Source organism: Exiguobacterium sp. OS-77 (assembly GCF_000414195.2).
GTDB lineage: Bacteria > Bacillota > Bacilli > Exiguobacteriales > Exiguobacteriaceae > Exiguobacterium_A > Exiguobacterium_A indicum.
In genome coordinates, this window is record NZ_DF239008.1 from 2,406,161 (window position 1) to 2,424,360 (window position 18,200).

The 18,200-nt window shown below is 46.1% G+C and carries 15 protein-coding genes; 2 read left to right on the forward strand and 13 right to left on the reverse strand.

Translation table 11 applies throughout. The features are described from left to right. Nucleotides 1-87 precede the first annotated feature (87 nt). Together addA and addB are read right to left on the reverse strand one after the other, a co-directional pair. Nucleotides 88-3,639 (reverse strand): helicase-exonuclease AddAB subunit AddA, encoded by a 3,552-nt coding sequence (addA, locus tag EXG77_RS12370; protein ID WP_035398453.1) that lies wholly within the window; start codon nt 3,637-3,639, stop codon nt 88-90. Continuing rightward, nucleotides 3,636-7,067, reverse strand: a complete 3,432-nt coding sequence (addB, locus tag EXG77_RS12375) for a helicase-exonuclease AddAB subunit AddB (RefSeq protein ID WP_035398456.1) — start codon at nt 7,065-7,067, stop codon at nt 3,636-3,638. The genes addA and addB overlap by 4 nt, the downstream gene beginning before the upstream one ends. Nucleotides 7,068-7,204: 137 nt before the next feature. On the opposite strand from addB, the gene EXG77_RS12380 reads away from it, so the two are divergent. After that, nucleotides 7,205-7,582: a truncated hemoglobin gene (locus tag EXG77_RS12380; RefSeq protein WP_035398458.1), complete on the forward strand. Its 378-nt coding sequence runs from the start codon at nt 7,205-7,207 to the stop codon at nt 7,580-7,582. 60 nt (nt 7,583-7,642) lie between these two features. Beyond that, nucleotides 7,643-7,984 (forward strand): hypothetical protein, encoded by a 342-nt coding sequence (locus tag EXG77_RS12385; protein ID WP_023467386.1) that lies wholly within the window; start codon nt 7,643-7,645, stop codon nt 7,982-7,984. A gap of 42 nt (nt 7,985-8,026) precedes the next feature. Here EXG77_RS12385 and EXG77_RS12390 read toward each other — a convergent pair whose 3' ends face one another. From EXG77_RS12390 to EXG77_RS12435, 11 genes are all read right to left on the reverse strand, one after another. Beyond that, a complete protein-coding gene (locus EXG77_RS12390) occupies nt 8,027-8,434 on the reverse strand; it encodes a hypothetical protein (protein WP_023467385.1) in 408 nt (135 codons plus the stop codon). A gap of 97 nt (nt 8,435-8,531) precedes the next feature. Next, entirely contained in the window at nt 8,532-9,005 is a 474-nt protein-coding gene (locus EXG77_RS12395; RefSeq protein ID WP_035398461.1) for a competence protein ComK, read from the reverse strand. Nucleotides 9,006-9,115: 110 nt separating this feature from the next. Then, nucleotides 9,116-10,510: a HAMP domain-containing sensor histidine kinase gene (locus EXG77_RS12400; protein ID WP_023467382.1), complete on the reverse strand. Its 1,395-nt coding sequence runs from the start codon at nt 10,508-10,510 to the stop codon at nt 9,116-9,118. After that, a complete protein-coding gene (locus tag EXG77_RS12405) occupies nt 10,507-11,169 on the reverse strand; it encodes a response regulator transcription factor (protein WP_023467381.1) in 663 nt (220 codons plus the stop codon). The genes EXG77_RS12400 and EXG77_RS12405 overlap by 4 nt, the downstream gene beginning before the upstream one ends. Before the next feature lie 134 nt (nt 11,170-11,303). Beyond that, nucleotides 11,304-11,459, reverse strand: coding sequence for a hypothetical protein (locus tag EXG77_RS16470; protein ID WP_023467380.1), 156 nt, complete (start codon nt 11,457-11,459; stop codon nt 11,304-11,306). A gap of 96 nt (nt 11,460-11,555) precedes the next feature. Then, on the reverse strand, nt 11,556-11,990 hold the full coding sequence (gene mgsA / locus EXG77_RS12410) for a methylglyoxal synthase (RefSeq protein WP_023467379.1): 435 nt from the start codon (nt 11,988-11,990) through the stop codon (nt 11,556-11,558). Nucleotides 11,991-12,056: 66 nt separating this feature from the next. Next, nucleotides 12,057-13,604: a fatty acid--CoA ligase family protein gene (locus tag EXG77_RS12415; RefSeq protein ID WP_023467378.1), complete on the reverse strand. Its 1,548-nt coding sequence runs from the start codon at nt 13,602-13,604 to the stop codon at nt 12,057-12,059. Between the two features lie 124 nt (nt 13,605-13,728). Continuing rightward, nucleotides 13,729-14,616: an SDR family oxidoreductase gene (locus EXG77_RS12420; RefSeq protein ID WP_023467377.1), complete on the reverse strand. Its 888-nt coding sequence runs from the start codon at nt 14,614-14,616 to the stop codon at nt 13,729-13,731. Nucleotides 14,617-14,666: 50 nt separating this feature from the next. Beyond that, entirely contained in the window at nt 14,667-15,656 is a 990-nt protein-coding gene (locus EXG77_RS12425; RefSeq protein ID WP_035398464.1) for a lipoate--protein ligase, read from the reverse strand. A gap of 39 nt (nt 15,657-15,695) precedes the next feature. Beyond that, nucleotides 15,696-16,376 (reverse strand): DsbA family oxidoreductase, encoded by a 681-nt coding sequence (locus EXG77_RS12430; protein ID WP_023467374.1) that lies wholly within the window; start codon nt 16,374-16,376, stop codon nt 15,696-15,698. Between the two features lie 145 nt (nt 16,377-16,521). Next, nucleotides 16,522-18,177: a glycerol-3-phosphate dehydrogenase/oxidase gene (locus tag EXG77_RS12435; protein ID WP_023467373.1), complete on the reverse strand. Its 1,656-nt coding sequence runs from the start codon at nt 18,175-18,177 to the stop codon at nt 16,522-16,524. Between the last annotated feature and the right edge of the window lie 23 nt (nt 18,178-18,200).

Here is an 18,200-nt window from a genome sequence, read left to right on the forward strand (position 1 = left end):
CTCCTTCTTCTTCATCCCTCTTTCGACCCATACTAAAACCTCCCTCATCTCTACCTAAAGTAGGAGGATGAGGAAGGTCTCAGTAATTTAAATTAAATCAATCGTTTCTTCTAAAGCAAACGCATAGATGACCTTGCGTGAAATTCGAATATGAAGAATCGCTTCTAACGCTTCTTGATACAGATTCAACTGAGTTGCGTATCGATCCCGTAACACATCAGCAGGTGTCTGTCCGACTTCTGTCGTGACGATTTGATCCGATTTATAATCGAGCAAGATATATGACTCCCCATCCTGAATCAAACAGTCGACGATTCCTTGCATGACTGCGTCATCCACTGGACCTATCCAGTCTTTCCGGAAACGCGATGCCCCGATCTTATATGTGAACGGCAATTCCCGATAGACGTGGTTCGTCCGTAATCGTTCGCTAAACAATTGTCCGATTTCAGAGTCGAGGAACCCTTGTAACTGTGCTGTTGCTTCCCGCATCGTCGTCGCTTCAATCGGCGTAATGCGTTCCGTTGCTTCCCACTGATTGATTTGTTGCGAAATTGATTCGTCCGGTTCATACAATTGCATCGCTAAGTGTAAGACCGTCCCTCGTTCCGCTCCACTTAAAACAGGTCCGAGGAATTGTGGCGTACGGTAATACGTCGTCTGGCGATATGTCGTTTCGAATGCTGCACGTTCTAGCTGTTCCGCCCGCTTCAGTTCCGTGACGGTCTGTTTTGCTGCCGTCTCTGTCGCAAGCGCATGCGGATACTGATACGAAAATGCCGCTTCGACGATTTCTTTGACTTGCGAATTAACCGGCACATCGATTTTTTCAAGCTTCTGAACATGTTCGAGTTGCTCCACGAGTGTTGAGATTTCTTGATACGGTGCTAACTCCTCTAACGACATCACGCGAATCGACCAATCCGTCTCATCCGGACGTAGTAAACTGCTGCGTAAGACTGCCGGAACGACCCATTCCGCATAACTCTTCGCTTGGCGCCGGTCATTTTCAGGAAGTAAGACTTCATCTGGTGGCGTCATCTGCCAGGTCGCCATTTGATTTTCTAAATCCTTGACTGTCCCGACGAGAATCAACTTTTCCTTCGCTCGAGTCATCGCAACATACAAGACGCGCATCTCTTCTGCCTTCATCTCTCGATCCATTTCCCGGCGGATGACTTCTTTTAAGAGTGTCCCAGATCGCAAACGACGAATCGGATCAATCGCATCCAGGGCAATACCATACGTCTTATGCAACTGAATCGCCTGCATTTGATCCTGTCTGTTGAATTGCTTCGTCAATTGGCTGACGATCGTCACGGGGAACTCGAGTCCTTTTGATTGGTGGATCGTCATGATGCGAACGACGTCCTCGTCTTCTCCAAGCGAACGGGCTTCTGCGAAGTCTTCTCCTCGTTCAATTAATCGATTGATTAGACGAAGGAAACGATAGAGACCACGATAACCGGACGTCTCATATTGCTTCGCTCGCTCATATAAAGCGTTTAAGTTGGCTTGACGACTTTTGCCTCCGGCGAGACAGCCGACGTATTCAAAATAGCCGGTCTGATCAAAGAGCGATCGAATGAAGGCAGGTAGGGCACTCCCACGCGCTTCAGTTCGCCATGATTGAATCTGACGGATGATTTCATCCATTCGAATTCCGAGTGATGATTCCTCTGCCGCCATTGCGAGCGCTGCCTCATAAAAGCTTCCTTCTTTTTGTTTTGCTCGAATCCGTCCTAAATCTCGATCCGCCACCCCAAAAATCGGCGATCGTAACAAACTCGCGAATGGGATGTCTTGAAGCGGATTATCGATCGTCTTGAGCAATGCCATCATGATTTGAATTTCCGTCGCTTGGAAGTATCCACCTGTCGTATCCGCATAGACCGGAATCTCATACTGTTCGAGCACTTCGACAAGCGCTTGGACACGCTTACCACGCGACCGTGCTAAGACGACGATGTCGCGGTATTCACAGGTCCGGAATCGGTTGGCTTTCGCATCATAGATTAGATGTGGATGCTTCGAATCAACGAGTTCTAAAATTCGCGTTGCAATCGCTCGTGCTTCAACCTCTTCCTTTTCACTATCAAGTGGATCAATCAAAAGTAATTCAGGTGCCACTTGCTCCGATTCGAGATAACTCAGATTCCCGAGTCGAAGGTGCGCGGCTTCATCGTAATCAATCTCCCCGACCGTCTCATCCATCACTTGGCGGAAGATTTGATTCGTTCCATCCAGCACCTCAAGACGACTGCGGAAGTTTTTTGTTAAATCGATCCGTGTTCCAACGTCGGTCTGTTGGAATCGTTTGAATTTCTCAAGGAACAATCCTGGCTCTGCATGACGAAATTTATAGATGGATTGTTTGACGTCACCGACCATGAATAGATTTCCTGTCGCCTCATCCGTTTTCGAGACCAATTGGATGATGCGTTCCTGAACCTCGTTCGTATCTTGATATTCGTCGACCAGTACTTCAACGAAGCGTTCCTTCAGAAGTTTTGCCACGTCTGACGGTTGTCCTTCGTCCGTCAAAATCTCTAATGCAAAATGTTCAAGATCCGAAAAATCGACGATACCACGTTGTTGTTTCGCTTCGAGATAATCGCTTGCAAATTGACGTACGAGTGTCACGATCGTCTCCACGTGTCGAAGCTGCGACCGCAAGTCCTCCAAGTAATCAACACCAGTCTTTTGGACGAACAGCTCTTTCATTTTCTTGAACTCCGCTACGAGTCGCGTCCGCTCTGCTTGAAACGGTTTGATTCCTTCATCCCCGCGTGGACTCTTCCAGCGACCGAACTCTACTGCTTGAAAAGCAAGCGCAACCATCGACCAGTGTCGTTCTGACGTTTCGAGCAAGGTAAAGGGAGAGATATCCTGTCGCATCATGTTTCCCATTTCCGCATAACCAGACTGCTCCAGCTCAAAAGCAAGTTCTCGGTAACGTCCCAATAAATTCGAGAGACTTTCCCACTCTAATTCGACTAGTCGTTGCATAAGTGGAGAATCATCCGGGTCAATCGGCTGATCGTACTGACTGATTAAATGTGCATAAAAGGCTTCCGGATCCGGTAAGGAACGGGAAAATCGATAGAGATTCGAAATCAGCGTCAACATGGCTTGATCATCCCGATCTGACGTATAACTATCAATCAAATCATAGAATCCTGGGTCCTCGGAGGCATAAAAGGACTCAAAGACTGCTTCTAAGACATCGTCTTGTAACAACAGTAATTCGGATTCATCGGCAATTCGAAACGCAGGATCCAGACCAATCCGGTAATAGTTCTCGCGGAGAATCGACAAACAGAACGAATGAATCGTCGTAATTTGTGCCCGGTTCATCAATTGACGCTGTTTTTTCAAATATAAATCATCCGGTGCTTCTTTGATGCGCTGGTCCATGACCTCGATGACCCGCGTCTTCATCTCACGTGCTGCCGCATTCGTAAAGGTAGCAACGAGAATCCGATCTGCCGACAACTCATCTTCGGGATCAATCAATCGTTGCGTCAGCCGTTCAACGAGGACGGCTGTCTTCCCTGATCCAGCAGCCGCTGAGACTAGGATATGTCCACCTCTAGCTGAAATGGCTTGTTGTTGTTCTTCCGTCCAACGCACGCTCATTCTTCTTCCTCCTTCAACCGTTCCAGTACCTCTTTTTCAGACATCGGTTTTAATGGGCGATACTGATTCCCAAGCGATTCATCGAACTGACAGACTGAACGATACTCACAAAAACTACACGGTGTCCGCTCTTGATAATCAAACGGATTGATGGCGATATCCCCATCATAGATGTCTTGACTGCTGTCTTTTAATGCCTCCCATGCATGATCCATCAGCGCTGATAAATCTTCCTCTTTTACGACACCTTTCGTCTGCGTCTTATGCAGTCCGTTTTTTGTGAATGTCACTTTGACGAGCGGTGATTTTTTTCGTTCATCGTACGCAATATGATCCATCGCTCGTAGTACCTCGTCATTCTCTAGGATGACGCCTTGCATTTGATAGGACTCGAGTAACAGTTGATTGCGCTCTTCTTCGTCAGCCGATAAATCGCCTCGTAGCATCGGGTTTTTGACGTGGAAATATAACGCACCAGCTGGTTTCGCCTGCTGTTGATAGAGCAACTCCGACTGTTCCACGACCGTCTTCAGATAAAGAAGCATCTGAATGGCAAGCCCATAATAGATTTCCGCAAAATCCAGTCCTCGAGCACTCGATTTGTAATCAATGATTCGAACGTATAGCTGATCACCAATCGTCGCCTGATCAATCCGGTCGATGCGACCCGTGAATTCAATTTCTGTTCCGTCTGGTAACGTAAAGCGTAATGGTGGGAACGTCGCGTTCCCAAAACTGATTTCAAATAAGTCGGGTTCAAAGTCTGTTCGTTTTGCTTGTTCAACAAGCATTTTAGCTGTTTGCTCCACGACATCCGTCAATTTTTTCTTGATATACCCGAACCGACTCGAACTCATCAAAATCGCATTCTGAATTTCCGGTGTCACCTTTTCGACAGCTTCTTTCGCCAGTGTCCCGCACGTTTCGCCGTCGAGCTCTCGCCAGTGTCGTCCAGAAGCTTTAATACTGAGCGACAAATCATTTAATGCGCCATGGAACAGATTCCCGATGTCCGGTGCTTCAAATTTATACAGCTTCCGCTCGCGTAAACGAAGTCCGTATCGAGCAAAATGCTTATACGAGCAGGCGTTATAGGTCTCAAAACGCGAAACGCTCGCTTGCAGTGAATCACCATATAGACGATGCGCCAACCCTTCCGGCAAGGCTTCCGCTTTATTTTGATAGAACAAGGCACTCGAGAATAATCCCATCCGTTCACGTCCCTGTCCGTTTTCGAGAAGTGTGTTATACACTTCGAACCAAATCGGTTGAATCGGATAACGTCGTTGAAGACGCCGGAGTTCAATCGCTGTCGCTGCTGCCGCGCGATCTGGACTCGTCACGAAATCAAGTTGTTCTTGTGGTGCGTGTTCTCCAGCTTCCGCAAAGTGTGTTTTGATCGGACGATCGAGCAACAGTTGTCGCTTTAATTGTTTTGTGATCGCTGCCGGCTGAAGCGCCTTTCCTTCTTCATCGACAAGTGCGTAACTAACATACAATGCTTCACTTGGAGCCATCATCCCTTGATACAGGTAAAACAGCTCATCATCAAACACATCAAGAGACGCTTTTCCAACCGGAATACCATGCTCATGTAAAAAGTCATGATCATTTTCAGACAGTAACTTTGATTGATCTTGAACGAACGGAATCAGACCATCATTCGCTCCTAGTAAAAAGACGACTTTTACTCGTTGTAATCGTCCACGGACATAGTCCGTCGCGATGACTTGATCGAGCGATGGCGGAACAAGTGCAAAACGAAGGCTCTCAAGTCCTGTCTCGACCATTTGGACGAACAAATCCGTCGATAACGTATGCTCAGGCGCAGCAGCTTCTAGCTGTTCGAATAGATGAAGTATCGCTTCGTACACTTGATCATGCTCTCGAGCAACAAGTAACTGATCCTGCTCTAGTGCCTGCTTACGCCATTCCATTAAACGTTCTGCAATTTTCTGTTCTTCAAGGAATTGATAAAGACCTTTCGTATACGCGCTCATCGTCTTTGCCTGCTTCAATCGACGGTGCAACGGTTCAATCAAGTCGACGACGAAGGTTCGTAAATGGTTCAGTTCTTCTTCTTGCGCAAGCTCTTCTTCCGTTAAGCGAACTTCCTCTGCTAGGCGTCGCTTTAATTGCCACGGTTGTTGCCACATCGATCCTTTGATGCCGCGTTCGAGCACGAACGTCTCGAAACGATCGAGCGCTAGACGCGCATCTTCTGCTGGAATCGGCAAGAGCTCCGTCTTCAGTAAACGAAAGACCGTTTCTTCCCGATAACCCGACGTTACGATGTCTAAAGCAGATTGAATCAAGTCAACGAGCGGATGGTGAACCATCGACTCACGTTGATCCAAGAAATATGGAACATCATACATGTGGAAGGCTCGTTCCAAGTGATCCGCATACGGCTCAAGATGTCGCACGACGAATGCCATCTCATGAAACCGATACCCTTTTTGTCGAACGAGTTGAATCGCTTTCCGCACGGCTGATTCCGCTTCAACTTGACGGTTAACTGCAGCTGTCATCTGAAAGCCCTCAATGTCATGATCGACAGGAGGATATCCCGGCTTCAACAAGGCCTGCTCCAAATGTCGTAGTCCTTCTGATTGAAACTTGATTGGTTGATCATACAAAATTTCTTCATATGGAATCGACAGTTCCTGCATCTGACCGATCAATTGCATGTAGCACCGCTGAGACACACCAAAAGAAGTTTGTTTCGCATAAGGATCCGTTGCGTCCATTGTAAAACTAATATGCATTTCAGCCACTTGTTGCATCAAGGCGAGTAAAACTTGTTGTTCCTGGAGCGAAAATTCATAAAATCCGTCGACGATGATCGTCGCTTGATCCAGTCGCGCTTTGGGAAGTAATTCGAGTAACGTCGTATAGTAATCGTCTGCATGGAGTGCTTTATCGACAATTCGTTCCGTAAAGCGCTCATAAATCAACGCAAGGTCGTATAATTTCGGTGACCGTTCGAGAGAGCGATCACTCACTTGACGCAACATGTCTGGCTCAATCAACGAACGTTTAAACGACGCAATGAGCTCATCAAGTCCTTGGAAAAATCCTGGCATGTTTTTAGTTCGTTTAAAAATCTTCAGTTCGTCTTCTGATTCCTCAACGACCTGTCGCAGTAATAGCTGTGTCCCCGTCTCATCAAGAAATGGAATCGCTTGATTCCCGTAATCGCGTAAAATATGAAACGCAAAGCGCCGTAGACTCATGACCTCAAGACGAACAAGACCTGCTATCCGTTCATCTGTCGCAATCCGCCGCTCCATTTCAAATGACATCTGATCTGGAACGATGAAATACATCTTCTCCCCTAATGGTCGTTGCTCGAGTTCTTGTACGACGCGCTCGATCAATTGTGTCGTTTTCCCACTACCGGCACGACCAATATGCATATGGTTCATCAAGAAAACCTCCTCTTCGTTTTTCTTTACTCTTAGTATCTCACAAACAAGAACAAATGTACTGTTTTTGGCGCATGTCTTCTACGTATAAATTTGCTATAATCAGGACACATCCTATGTAAGGCAGGTGATGCTCCTTGTCACTTTACGAAACCATCGGAGGCGAGCATGTACTCACATCCTTGGTTCGCTCGTTCTATCATCAAGTCTACCATGATTCACTGTTGCGACCGTTGTTCCCTGACGATCGACAACGTGTCGAACAGGCACAACTCGTCTTCTTGACCCAATTGACAGGGGGACCGCGCGACCCGGATCAACCGCCGGCGAGTTTAGCGATGATTCACCGGTTATTACCGATTCAAAAAGAACATGCCATCCGTTGGTTGGAACTGATGGAAGTAGCTGCTCTTGATACAATTCCAAATGAAGAAGCACGACTTCAACTACTCGATCGATTACGAATTGGCGCGATGAATGTACTACGCGTTTGTGAAGCACACCAGATGGACTGAGGGATTTTTCTTTCTCATCTGTCCATTTCCATGTAAAATAATAAATGGAGGCGATAAAACATGACGGAAGAACAAGAACAACGACCTGAACTCGTAAAGAATGCGATCGAGCAAGCCGAAGCATCGACGAACGAGGATGACACGCTCGAGGAAGAGCAAACCGAAGAACAAAAAAAATTGGATCACATCAAAGGTCTCGTAACCCTTGAACGCGGATCTGATTACTATCGTGTCGTTTTTTATGACGACCATAAACACTTGATTTTCAAGGAACTCGATTACGACCGTGTCGACTTCGTAGGTCGTTTCTACAATGATAGCTTTGATCCGACAAACTTGACGGAACTAGAAGAAATCGCAGAAAAAGCACTCTCGACTTCTTTACGAAAACGATTCTTGTAATGCATGAAATAAGCCGTCCTCCGATTGGAGAACGGCTTATTTTTATTGATCAGATTGTTTTTTCTTCCGACGAAGGACGTAAGCAAGGACCCCACCTGCGACAGCGATCCCTGTTGCCGCTAAGATCGGTAATAAGACCTTTTTGTTAGATGCTAGTTTTTGTTTGACTTGCTCTAGGCGCGACTCATTCGTCTCCTTCAAGGCGATAGATGTCCGACGGTTCATCGTGACGTGTTTCGCAGCATCCGTCACAACGATACGTTTCGTGACCCAACGGCGATTTCCAGCATCATCGACGACCAATTGTCGTGCCCGTTTAATTCCTTTGATTCGTTTACCCGGTGTATTTTCCGGACGTACGATGCGGGAACTGATAAAGCGTCTGCCTCCAGTCGCACCAAATCCAGGCTGTAGTTTTCGGCGATTTAACCATTCGTATGATTCATTCATCGTGTCGCGGTAAAAGTTACCGCTTCACCTCCCTATGATTTCTCTCTCTACTGTTTCTCCTTACGTAAGTAAGATTCCTGTTATGTGTTTCCACTTTTCACCGATTCTTAAACTCCGGCAATTGAAAACGACGTTGCATTTCATACGCCAGTTCCAGCGTTTTAATCCGTTGTCGCTCGATGCTGTATGCCGAGGCATCCGTATCGATACATTGCCCGGTCTGAAATTCGACTTGTACTTTTCCCGATTTTTTCTGAACAGTCTTCATCTGTTTAAAATTAATCCAAATACATTCTGCCTTTTCTTTTGCGGTCGTTGGAAAGAAAATCGTCTGTGCTTGCCAATCCACTAAAACAGGTGTCTTTCGGTTCGGACCAAGAATATGCCGCGCTGCTTCAATTCTTCCACGCATCGACGAACCAAAATACAAACAGGATTCTTCAATTAATTTAATCGGATGACCATCTAAAATGCTCTCAGAATGTTCCTTAATAACGAGTGTCTGCGGCTCTCCGTACTGACCATATTGCGGGATCAAGGCTAACGTTTCTTCCGTAACTGGGTATGACATATTCTTCGCTCCCTTCCTGGACTACATTGGTTATATCAAATAATCAGTTATGTTGTTTAGTCCTGCTAGTTATTTCCTAATGAAAAAAACGAGATCCAAAGATCCCGTTTTTAATATTTCTCTGTCTTACTTTCATTTTGATTCTCCATTTGTTCGATGAAGTGCCTTGGAAAATTAAAAATCACACAAACTTTTCCGACTCCATTTCCCGCAGAGCGATTCTCGATTGCGACCGTCCCGTCATGACGCTCGACAATCCGTTTGACAATATAAAGACCTAAACCGAACTTCCCTTCCTTACCACGTGAGAATTGATGGAACAGTGGTGAGGAGGCGTCAAGCGGTGGTCCATCATTTTCGATTTCAATATGAACATGATCCGATGTTCCGGACAATCGGATATCGATTCGTGTTTCGGCATAACGAATCGCATTGTCCATGACATTTTCGAGCGCAACACGCAACTGCTCTCCTTCACCAAGAACGATTCCTGCTTCCCCACTGACATGCCACTCGAGTGACTTCGTCCCGGAAAAGCGATTTTTCAACAGATGCACCATCCGGTCGATGTCAACATTGTCCCACGTCGAACGATCGAGCTCGAAATAGTCGAGCTTCGTGACGTAGAGTAAAGCCGCGACTTTTTTCTCTAATCGTTCCGCTTCTTCATCAATGACGGATACGGATCCGGTCAAATCACCATCAGGATAAATCCCGTCTGAGATAGACTGGGCATAACTTCGGATGACCATGATCGGCGTCTTCAAATCATGGGAGATGTTTTGAAGTAATGATTTTTGTGCCTTATCTTGTTTTTCAAGATCCATTCGCATCGCATCGACCGATCGTGCGAGTCGTCCAATCTCATCCCCACGGTCAAGCGGAAGTGGTGTATCCCACTTTTGAGCCGCAATTTTCCCAACCGCTCCCTCGATCTCAACGAGTGGATGTGTCAAACGTCGCGCTAACCAAAAGGCAATGAATAACGTAAAGATACTCCCAATGATGACGACGAATCCGATTTTCGAGAACAACTGTGTAATCAGTTCTTGCCGATACGCATCCCAAACATAAGAGACACGATAATAGGTTTCGCCGCTAACCTCGATTTTTCGAATACTGTAATAGACGTCTTCTTTATCAAGACGAGTTGTATACTTTGCTGTAACGGTCTTTTGATCAATTGCATCACGGTACATCTGATTGATCAGTTGTTGTGGCGCTCCACCGTAGTAGAGTTTGCCGTTTTTAGAAAGGAGTAAGATGTTAACAGAACGTGACTCCTGTTTTCGGCGGTCGAATTCGATCGGATTATCCTGTAACATCTCGATGACAGAAGCATCTTTCGAGAAGAAGACTTCACTATTCTCAAGTGTCGCATAGACCTGTTCATCGATGAAATTTCCAATCGATGAACGGATGACCAGGAGAATGACCGCAGAAAGCGTGACGATGACGAGCAGAAACATCGCCCAAATCTGGAATCCGAGACTGCGGTTTTTCATGCAGACACCAAGCGATAACCGATGCCGTAAATCGTTTCGAGCTCAAGCTTCGATAATTTTTTACGGACGCGACGAACGAGATCATCGACGACTCGGTCTGAACCGAAATAATCGTCACCCCAGACGCTGACAAGAATCTGCTCGCGTGACATCGGCGTCCCAATTTGTGTAGCGAATAAAATCAACAAATCGTACTCTTTCGACGTCAAATCGATTTCTTGACCATTCTCTTCGATGATTCGTTTCTCTGGATAAATCATATAATCGCCGTATTGGATGACACCACTCTTTGGTGTCGCATACGTTCGTGCCAAAATCTTTTTGACGCGGATGACGAGTTCTCGCGGAAGGAATGGTTTTGCGATGTAATCGTCTGATCCCATCTCAAGACCAATGATTTTATCGATGTCCTCATCCCGAGCCGAGATGAAGATGACAGGTGTCGTCTCATCATGTGCCTTGATCCGTTTAATCAATTGAAAACCATCCATATCCGGTAGCATGATGTCTAAAATCCATAAGTCAGGCTTTTCAACGATGGCAGAGGCCGCTGCCTCACCAGACGTAAATGATTTCACTTGCCATCCTTCTTGCTCCAAATATTTCACGAGTACACGGTTCAAGTTCACTTCATCATCAACTAAATAGATTGTATGCATGGCTCTCACTCCTCGACTAATGTGCTTTGTTTCAGTGTATCAAAGGAATTCCGCAAAATTATGGGAGAGTGGATAATAATTCAAAAAAACCTTTCTTTTCAAAAGAAAAGAAAGGCGAAGTCATAAATTTTCTATTATTTGACGAGACGGAGCGCTGGATACGCTACTTGCTCGTTCTTTGAAGTCACAGGTGTTGCCTGTTGACGACGTTCCATTTTTACGACGTGCGTCAAAAATCCAACGCCGCCTCCTAGCAATACCGTTACACCCGTCATTAATAGAATCTCCATTTTCTTCGCCACCTTTTCCATCGCAATTGATAATCAGTATCATCCTCAAACTGACTATATCATGCTCAAACGAAAATGAGAAGCGTTCTCATGAAATTAATCATCTAAAAACTTTTGTTGTTCCAGTTCATGGCGTTTTCGAATGATTTCCTTCCAATCAAATTGTCCTTGTTCGAGTCCATTAATTAAAATTTCAGCAGTTCCGACATTCGTCGCAAGCGGCAAATCGTATACGTCACATAATCGAATGAGTGCCGAGACGTCCGGCTCATGCGGTTGGGCCGTCAGTGGATCGCGTAAAAAAATCACGATATCGATTTTTCCTTGTGCTACCAGCGCTCCGATTTCCTGATCCCCGCCGAGTGGACCTGACTTACAGCGATGGACGTGCAGATCGGTTGCTTCCATGATCCGTTGCCCGGTCGTTCCTGTCGCGTATAATGTATTTTTCTTAAAGAATGCGGCGTAAGCCCGTGTAAAGCCCATCATCTCATCCTTTTTCTCATCATGTGCAATCAATGCGATATTCATTCGTATCCCCTCCTTCTTGTCTATGCACAGAAAAAGAACTTCAGAAACCTGAAGTTCTTGAGACAGTCATGAATTCGTCGGTTGTTTCTTCAACACGGTCCGTAAAATCTTTCCGGTCGTATTACGAGGTAATTGATCGATGAACTCAATCTGTGTCGGACATTTATATTTCGCGAGTGATGTAGCACAGAATGCCTGCGTTTCCTCTTCCGTCATCGTCTCACGAGCAACAACGAATGCTTTGACGGCTTCGCCCATCTCCTCATCCGGTATACCGATGACGGCGGCTTCGATGACGTTCGGATGCTGATAGAGGACTTCTTCGACTTCACGCGGGTAGACGTTGTACCCACCGACGATGATCATATCTTTTTTGCGATCGACGATATAGAAATACCCGTCTTCATCTCGACGAGCCAAATCACCCGTATATAACCAGCCATCGCGTAACGTCGCTTGCGACTCTTCCGGCATCTTGTAATAACCGGTCATGACGTTTGGTCCCCGAACGATCAATTCTCCGACTTGACCATCTGGTAATTCTTGTCCGAGTTCATCGACGACTTTGTTTTCGACATCGACGATCGATGTTCCAATCGAGCCTGGTTTTTGAACACCATTGACCGGATTGAAACAAGTGACGGGTGATGCTTCCGATAAACCATATCCTTCGAGGATATGACATTGGAATGTTCGATCAAATGCTTCAAGAAGCGGCACTGGAAGACTCGCTCCCCCTGAGACGAACAAACGTGTTGATTCAAAATAGGTCGCATATTCCGGATGAGCCTTCACGGTTTGCAGTAAGAAATTATACATCGTCGGTACACCCGCAAAAATCGTCACCTGTTCTTTTTTCGCTAACTCAAACGTCTCTTGTGGTGAAAAACGTGAAGCAATGATGATTGACGCTCCATGTGCGAGTGACGCATTGACGACGACCGTCAAACAAAAGACATGGAACATCGGTAATACGGCAAGTGTCCGGTCGTTACTGGATACATGTAGATAATCCCCAATCGAGCGCGCATTCGACGTCAGATTACGGTGGGATAACATCGCACCTTTTGGTTTTCCTGTCGTTCCACTCGTATAGAGAATGACAGCGATGTCGTCCAGTTCATTCGTCACTTCGGTCAAGGGATGTTCGATTTCGAGCCAGCGATCGAGCGTGATGAACGTCACTTGTTGATGTGTTTCGTTTGGTCCTTCTTGATCCGCGTAAGGAACAGAGACGACAATCTTAAGATTCGGTAAATGCACGAGACGATCTTTTGCAGCTTCGACGAGCGGTGCAATCCCTAAAATCCCCTTCACATCACCGTTCATCAGGATATACCCGATTTCATCCGGTGTGTATGTAGGGTTGATCGGAATCGCGATTGCCCCTTGTTTCATGATGGCGTAATATGCCACTAGGAATGCTGGGCTATTCCCTAAAATCAGCGCGACATGATCGCCTTTTCGGATCCCGTTCGCTTCAAGCGCACCGGCTGCCCGGTGAAACTTCTCGACAAACTCACGATAGCTGACTTGCGTGTCCTCAAACACATACGCCGTTGAATCCGGATGTGTTCGAGCAGTTTCTTCGACGGATTGAATCAATCCAAGCATGAGCAAAATTCCCCTTTCGAATGAATGACTATTCATTTTTTACGTAAAAAAAATCCATACGTAGTCAAAAGCGACCGTATGGATAGTGTAACACTTTTTGGAAACGTTTTCACAGAGTTTCTTTTTAACCGTTGACGATGACGCCACCGTTTAAGTGAAGGACTTGTCCTGTCATATAACTTGAATCGTTACACGCGAGGAAAACATATGCTGATGCCATCTCAGCCGGCTGCCCTGGGCGATCCATCGGTGTATTTTTCCCGAATGTCTTGACTGATTCATGCGGGAACGTTTCCGTGATGAGCGGCGTCCAGATCGGACCCGGTGCGACAGCATTGACACGAATGCCTTCCTTCGCTAAGTTCATCGAAAGACTTCGTGTGAAGCTGACGATTGCACCCTTCGTCGCAGAATAGTCAATCAAAAGCGCGTTTCCTTCGTATGCCGTCGACGATGTCGTATTGATGATGGCAGAACCGAGTGAAAGGTGCGGGAGCGCGGCACGGGCAAGACGCATCATTCCGAAGATATTCGTCTTGAACGTCTTTTCCATCGACTCGTCTGTGATGTCCTTCAGACTATCTTCTGGTTTTTGCATACTCGCATTGTTGACGATGATATCTAAGCGACCGAAACGATCGATTGTTTTTTGGACGAGTGTTTCACAGTAATCTGCATCTCCGATATCCCCTTTAGAAAGTAGGACTTCGCCGCCTAATTCCTCAAGTCGTGCTTTTGTTTCTTCCGCTCCTTCTTGATCACCGTAGAAGGCGATGACGACTTTTGCTCCTTCACGGACATAAGCAATTGAGACAGCACGCCCGATTCCAGAGTTGCCGCCTGTGACAATCGCGACTTTTCCTTCTAATTTTCCTGCTGCCTTATAATCATCACGCTCATAATATGGTAACGGCTGTTCATCCTCCGTTTTTGGTAATCCTTCTGAAATCCGTTCAAAATCAATAAAGTCCGTCAACGAACCTTCTAAAAAATTATCTTTATTATAGCCCATGAAAAAAACTCCCCCTATGCAGTTGATAGAAGGAGTTTTCCCATAAAGACTTACGCTAAAACGTCTAGCACTTCATCTAGTTCGACAGCGCCGAAGTATTTTTTCAATTCGTACCGACCGAGCACTTCGCGAAGAGACGCGCGATCATAGCGTGAACCTTCGAGCGCCCGCGCAATTTCTTCTGCATCCTCGACACCAAAGAAGTCACCGTAAATCTTCGCTTCTTCAATGATGCCTTTTTTGACGTTCAGCCGGAAATCAATCGTACCGATCGGGAAGCGTTTTTTATGAATGACATCAAATTTCGGCGATTTTCCGAAATTCCACTCCCAGTTGCCATAACGTTCTGCTGAGATGGCACGTACTTTATCCCAGTCCTCTTCGGTTAAGATATACCGTTCAATCTCTTTTCCTTCATAGATCGAAGCAAGGAGATGATCGACGAATTGTTCCATCGTCAACGGTTCTGACAGGAATTCCGAGATATTCGCGACACGACTTCGGACCGATTTAATGCCTTTAGAGCGCATCTTTTCTTCACTGACGACAAGCGCATTGACGACTTCTTCGATGTTCGAATCGAGCATCAATGTACCGTGACTAAACATCCGTCCTTTCGTCGTGAACTGGGCATTCCCACTGATTTTCCGACTTCCGACATGAATATCGTTTCGTCCGGATAGCTCCGCTTCGACACCGAGTTTATGCAGCGCTTGTACGACTGGCTCCGTGAACTTTTTATAGTTGTTGAACGAATCACCGTCATCTTTTGTCAAGAAACTGAAGTTCAAGTTTCCTTCGTCATGATACACCGCGCCACCACCTGAAAGACGACGGACGACGTGGATCCCGTTTTCCTCGACATACTTCAAATTGACTTCTTCGTTCGTGTTCTGGTTTTTTCCGACGATGATCGATGAACCGTTGATATAAAACAAGAAATAGTCTTCTTCATTGACGTTCAGGTTGTTCAAGATGAATTCTTCGACAGCGAGATTGATTCGCGCATCGCGAATCTCAGGATGGAAGATGAATTTCATAAGGGTTTCGTGCTCCTTTGTGATGGAATCATAATGTGATCAGTTACAGCCGTCAACACCACACGCATCACCTTCAGCGATGACTTCAAGTGTTTGTTCTTGGCGGATCTTCGCGAAGACTTGTTCGAATGCTTCTACTGGTTGTGCGCCTGAAATCGCATATTTCCGGTCGAAGACGAAGAACGGTACACCACGAACTCCGAGTTGTTGTGCCATCGCTTCTTCTTCTCGAACATCTGTCGCCAGCTCTTCTGACGCAAGAAACGCTGTGACGTCTGCTTCAGTAAGTCCAGCATCTACTGCGATCCGTGTCAAAATGGCTGGGTCATTCAAATCTTCTCCATTAATGAAATACGCTGTGAACAAGGCTTCTGATACTGCATTCATCTTACCATGTTTTTTAGCGAATTGAGTCAAGCGATGAGCCTCGAATGTATTGGCTGGGATGACACGATCCATCTCGTAGTGCAAACCTTCCTGACGTGCCGTATCAACGACACCTTGCGACATATTCCGTGCTTGCTCGAGAGTCGTTCCATATTTTGACGCAAGAATTTCGTATAAGCCTTGTGTCGGTACTGCTGGTGCATCTGGATCGAGTTCAAAGCTCTTGAATTCGACCTCGACATCTAACTTTTCGTTCGCAATCGCTTGTTCTAAGCGACGCTTCCCAATATAACAAAACGGACATGCGTAATCCGACCATACTTCTACTTTCATCTGTGTTCTCTCCTTTTGTGTAATTTCATACATTAAGCATAGTCGCCTCTAGACAGAGTTGCAATCTTTCCGCCCGCGCCAATACGAATATGCAAAAAAGGAATCAAGATCATATTGATCTTGATTCCTTGATGAGTTAGAGAGCTTATTCTGTCACGAGTGCATGTGCTGCATCTTCGATTTCGATATCGAGTTCTTTCGTATAAGCATCTGTTTGTTCTGCTGTCCAGTTCAAGACAGATTTCATTTCTTCGATGACGGCATCTTTGTGCGCACGAGCCCAAGCGATATCGAAGAAGACAGCACCTGTACGGCGGATGAAGAAGTCGATTGGACGAGCGACCATTTCATGTTCGATGCTGTAGTGGAGTTGTGCATAGACAGAACGTGGAAGAGCTGTCGTTGCTGCATCGAATGCTGCTGCATATTCCAGTACTTTCGGTAAGTTCGAACCGTAGCGTTTTGCTAGGAATTGAACTTCTTCTGTCGTTAGACCGTTCGTTGCTGTTTGAGCTTTTAAGAATTCAGCAAATCCTTTTGCTCCGCCGACGTGTCCACCAGACATTGGCATGTTTTTCGTCGAACAACGTGCATACGCGACGTTCTCTTCTTTTTTCAAAAGTTTAGCGACGAGATCAACGACGTGCTCACCCATTTTACGGTATCCAGTCAATTTCCCACCCGCAATCGTGATGAGACCTGACTCAGACTGCCATACTTCATCTTTACGAGAGATTTCAGAAGGGTCTTTTCCTTCTTCATAAATCAATGGACGTACACCAGCCCAGCTTGATTCAACGTCTTCTGCTGTCACTTTAACCTCTGGGAACATATAGTGAATCGCGTCTAAGACGTAGTCTTGGTCTTCGACTGTGAACTTCGGATGTGCAGTATCTTTATCGAAGAACGTATCTGTCGTACCAACGTATGCTTTTCCATCACGTGGAATCGCGAAGATCATCCGACCGTCTGGTGTATCGAAATAGACCGCTTGTTTAAGTGGGAATTTCGATTGATCGATGACGACGTGGACACCTTTTGTCAAACGAAGTTGTTTCCCGACTTTAGAGCCATCTTTTTCACGTAATTCATCAACCCATGGACCTGTCGCGTTGACGACTTTTTTCGCACGGATTTCATGTACGTCACCTGTCAAGAGGTCTGTCACACGCATGCCGACGACTTTTCCAGCATCGTAGATGATTTCTTCCGCTTTTGTATAGTTGACGACGCGTGCACCGTGTTCAACCGCTTCTTTCATAACTTCGATTGTTAGACGGGCGTCATCTGTACGGTACTCAACGTAATAACCGCCACCTTTGAGACCTTGTTGTTTGACGAGTGGTTCTTTCGCTAATGTTTCTTTCGCAGATAACATCGTACGCCATTCCGAACGTTTAACACCTGCTAAGAAGTCATAAACACGAAGACCGATTGACGTACTGAACGGTCCGAACGTACCGCCTTTGTGCATCGGAAGCAACATCCACTCTGGTGTCGTGACGTGTGGTCCGTTTTCGTAAACGATCGCACGTTCTTTACCGACTTCCGCGACCATTTGAACTTCGAATTGTTTTAAATAACGTAGACCACCATGGACTAATTTCGTTGAACGACTAGACGTACCGGACGCGAAATCCTGCATTTCGACGAGGCCAATCTTCATACCGCGTGACGCTGCATCGAGGGCAATCCCCGCACCTGTGATACCGCCACCTACGACGAGTAGATCGAGTTCTTCACGTGTTAATCGATTATAGACATCTGCACGGTTTTTGCTTGAGAATGGTTGGTTAGCCATGAATAGTTCCTCCTGTTTAGGTT

Coding starts and splice junctions, on each gene's coding strand:
- addA (WP_035398453.1), bottom strand. CDS start 3,639: ATGAGCGTGCGTTGGACGGAAGAACAACAACAAGCCATTTCAGCTAGA.
- EXG77_RS16470 (WP_023467380.1), bottom strand. CDS start 11,459: ATGGAGATTCTATTAATGACGGGTGTAACGGTATTGCTAGGAGGCGGC.
- EXG77_RS12390 (WP_023467385.1), bottom strand. CDS start 8,434: ATGAATGAATCATACGAATGGTTAAATCGCCGAAAACTACAGCCTGGA.
- EXG77_RS12395 (WP_035398461.1), bottom strand. CDS start 9,005: ATGTCATACCCAGTTACGGAAGAAACGTTAGCCTTGATCCCGCAATAT.
- addB (WP_035398456.1), bottom strand. CDS start 7,067: ATGAACCATATGCATATTGGTCGTGCCGGTAGTGGGAAAACGACACAA.
- EXG77_RS12400 (WP_023467382.1), bottom strand. CDS start 10,510: ATGAAAAACCGCAGTCTCGGATTCCAGATTTGGGCGATGTTTCTGCTC.
- EXG77_RS12435 (WP_023467373.1), bottom strand. CDS start 18,177: ATGGCTAACCAACCATTCTCAAGCAAAAACCGTGCAGATGTCTATAAT.
- EXG77_RS12405 (WP_023467381.1), bottom strand. CDS start 11,169: ATGCATACAATCTATTTAGTTGATGATGAAGTGAACTTGAACCGTGTA.
- EXG77_RS12420 (WP_023467377.1), bottom strand. CDS start 14,616: ATGGGCTATAATAAAGATAATTTTTTAGAAGGTTCGTTGACGGACTTT.
- EXG77_RS12385 (WP_023467386.1), top strand. CDS start 7,643: ATGACGGAAGAACAAGAACAACGACCTGAACTCGTAAAGAATGCGATC.
- EXG77_RS12425 (WP_035398464.1), bottom strand. CDS start 15,656: ATGAAATTCATCTTCCATCCTGAGATTCGCGATGCGCGAATCAATCTC.
- mgsA (WP_023467379.1), bottom strand. CDS start 11,990: ATGAATATCGCATTGATTGCACATGATGAGAAAAAGGATGAGATGATG.
- EXG77_RS12415 (WP_023467378.1), bottom strand. CDS start 13,604: ATGCTTGGATTGATTCAATCCGTCGAAGAAACTGCTCGAACACATCCG.
- EXG77_RS12430 (WP_023467374.1), bottom strand. CDS start 16,376: ATGAAAGTAGAAGTATGGTCGGATTACGCATGTCCGTTTTGTTATATT.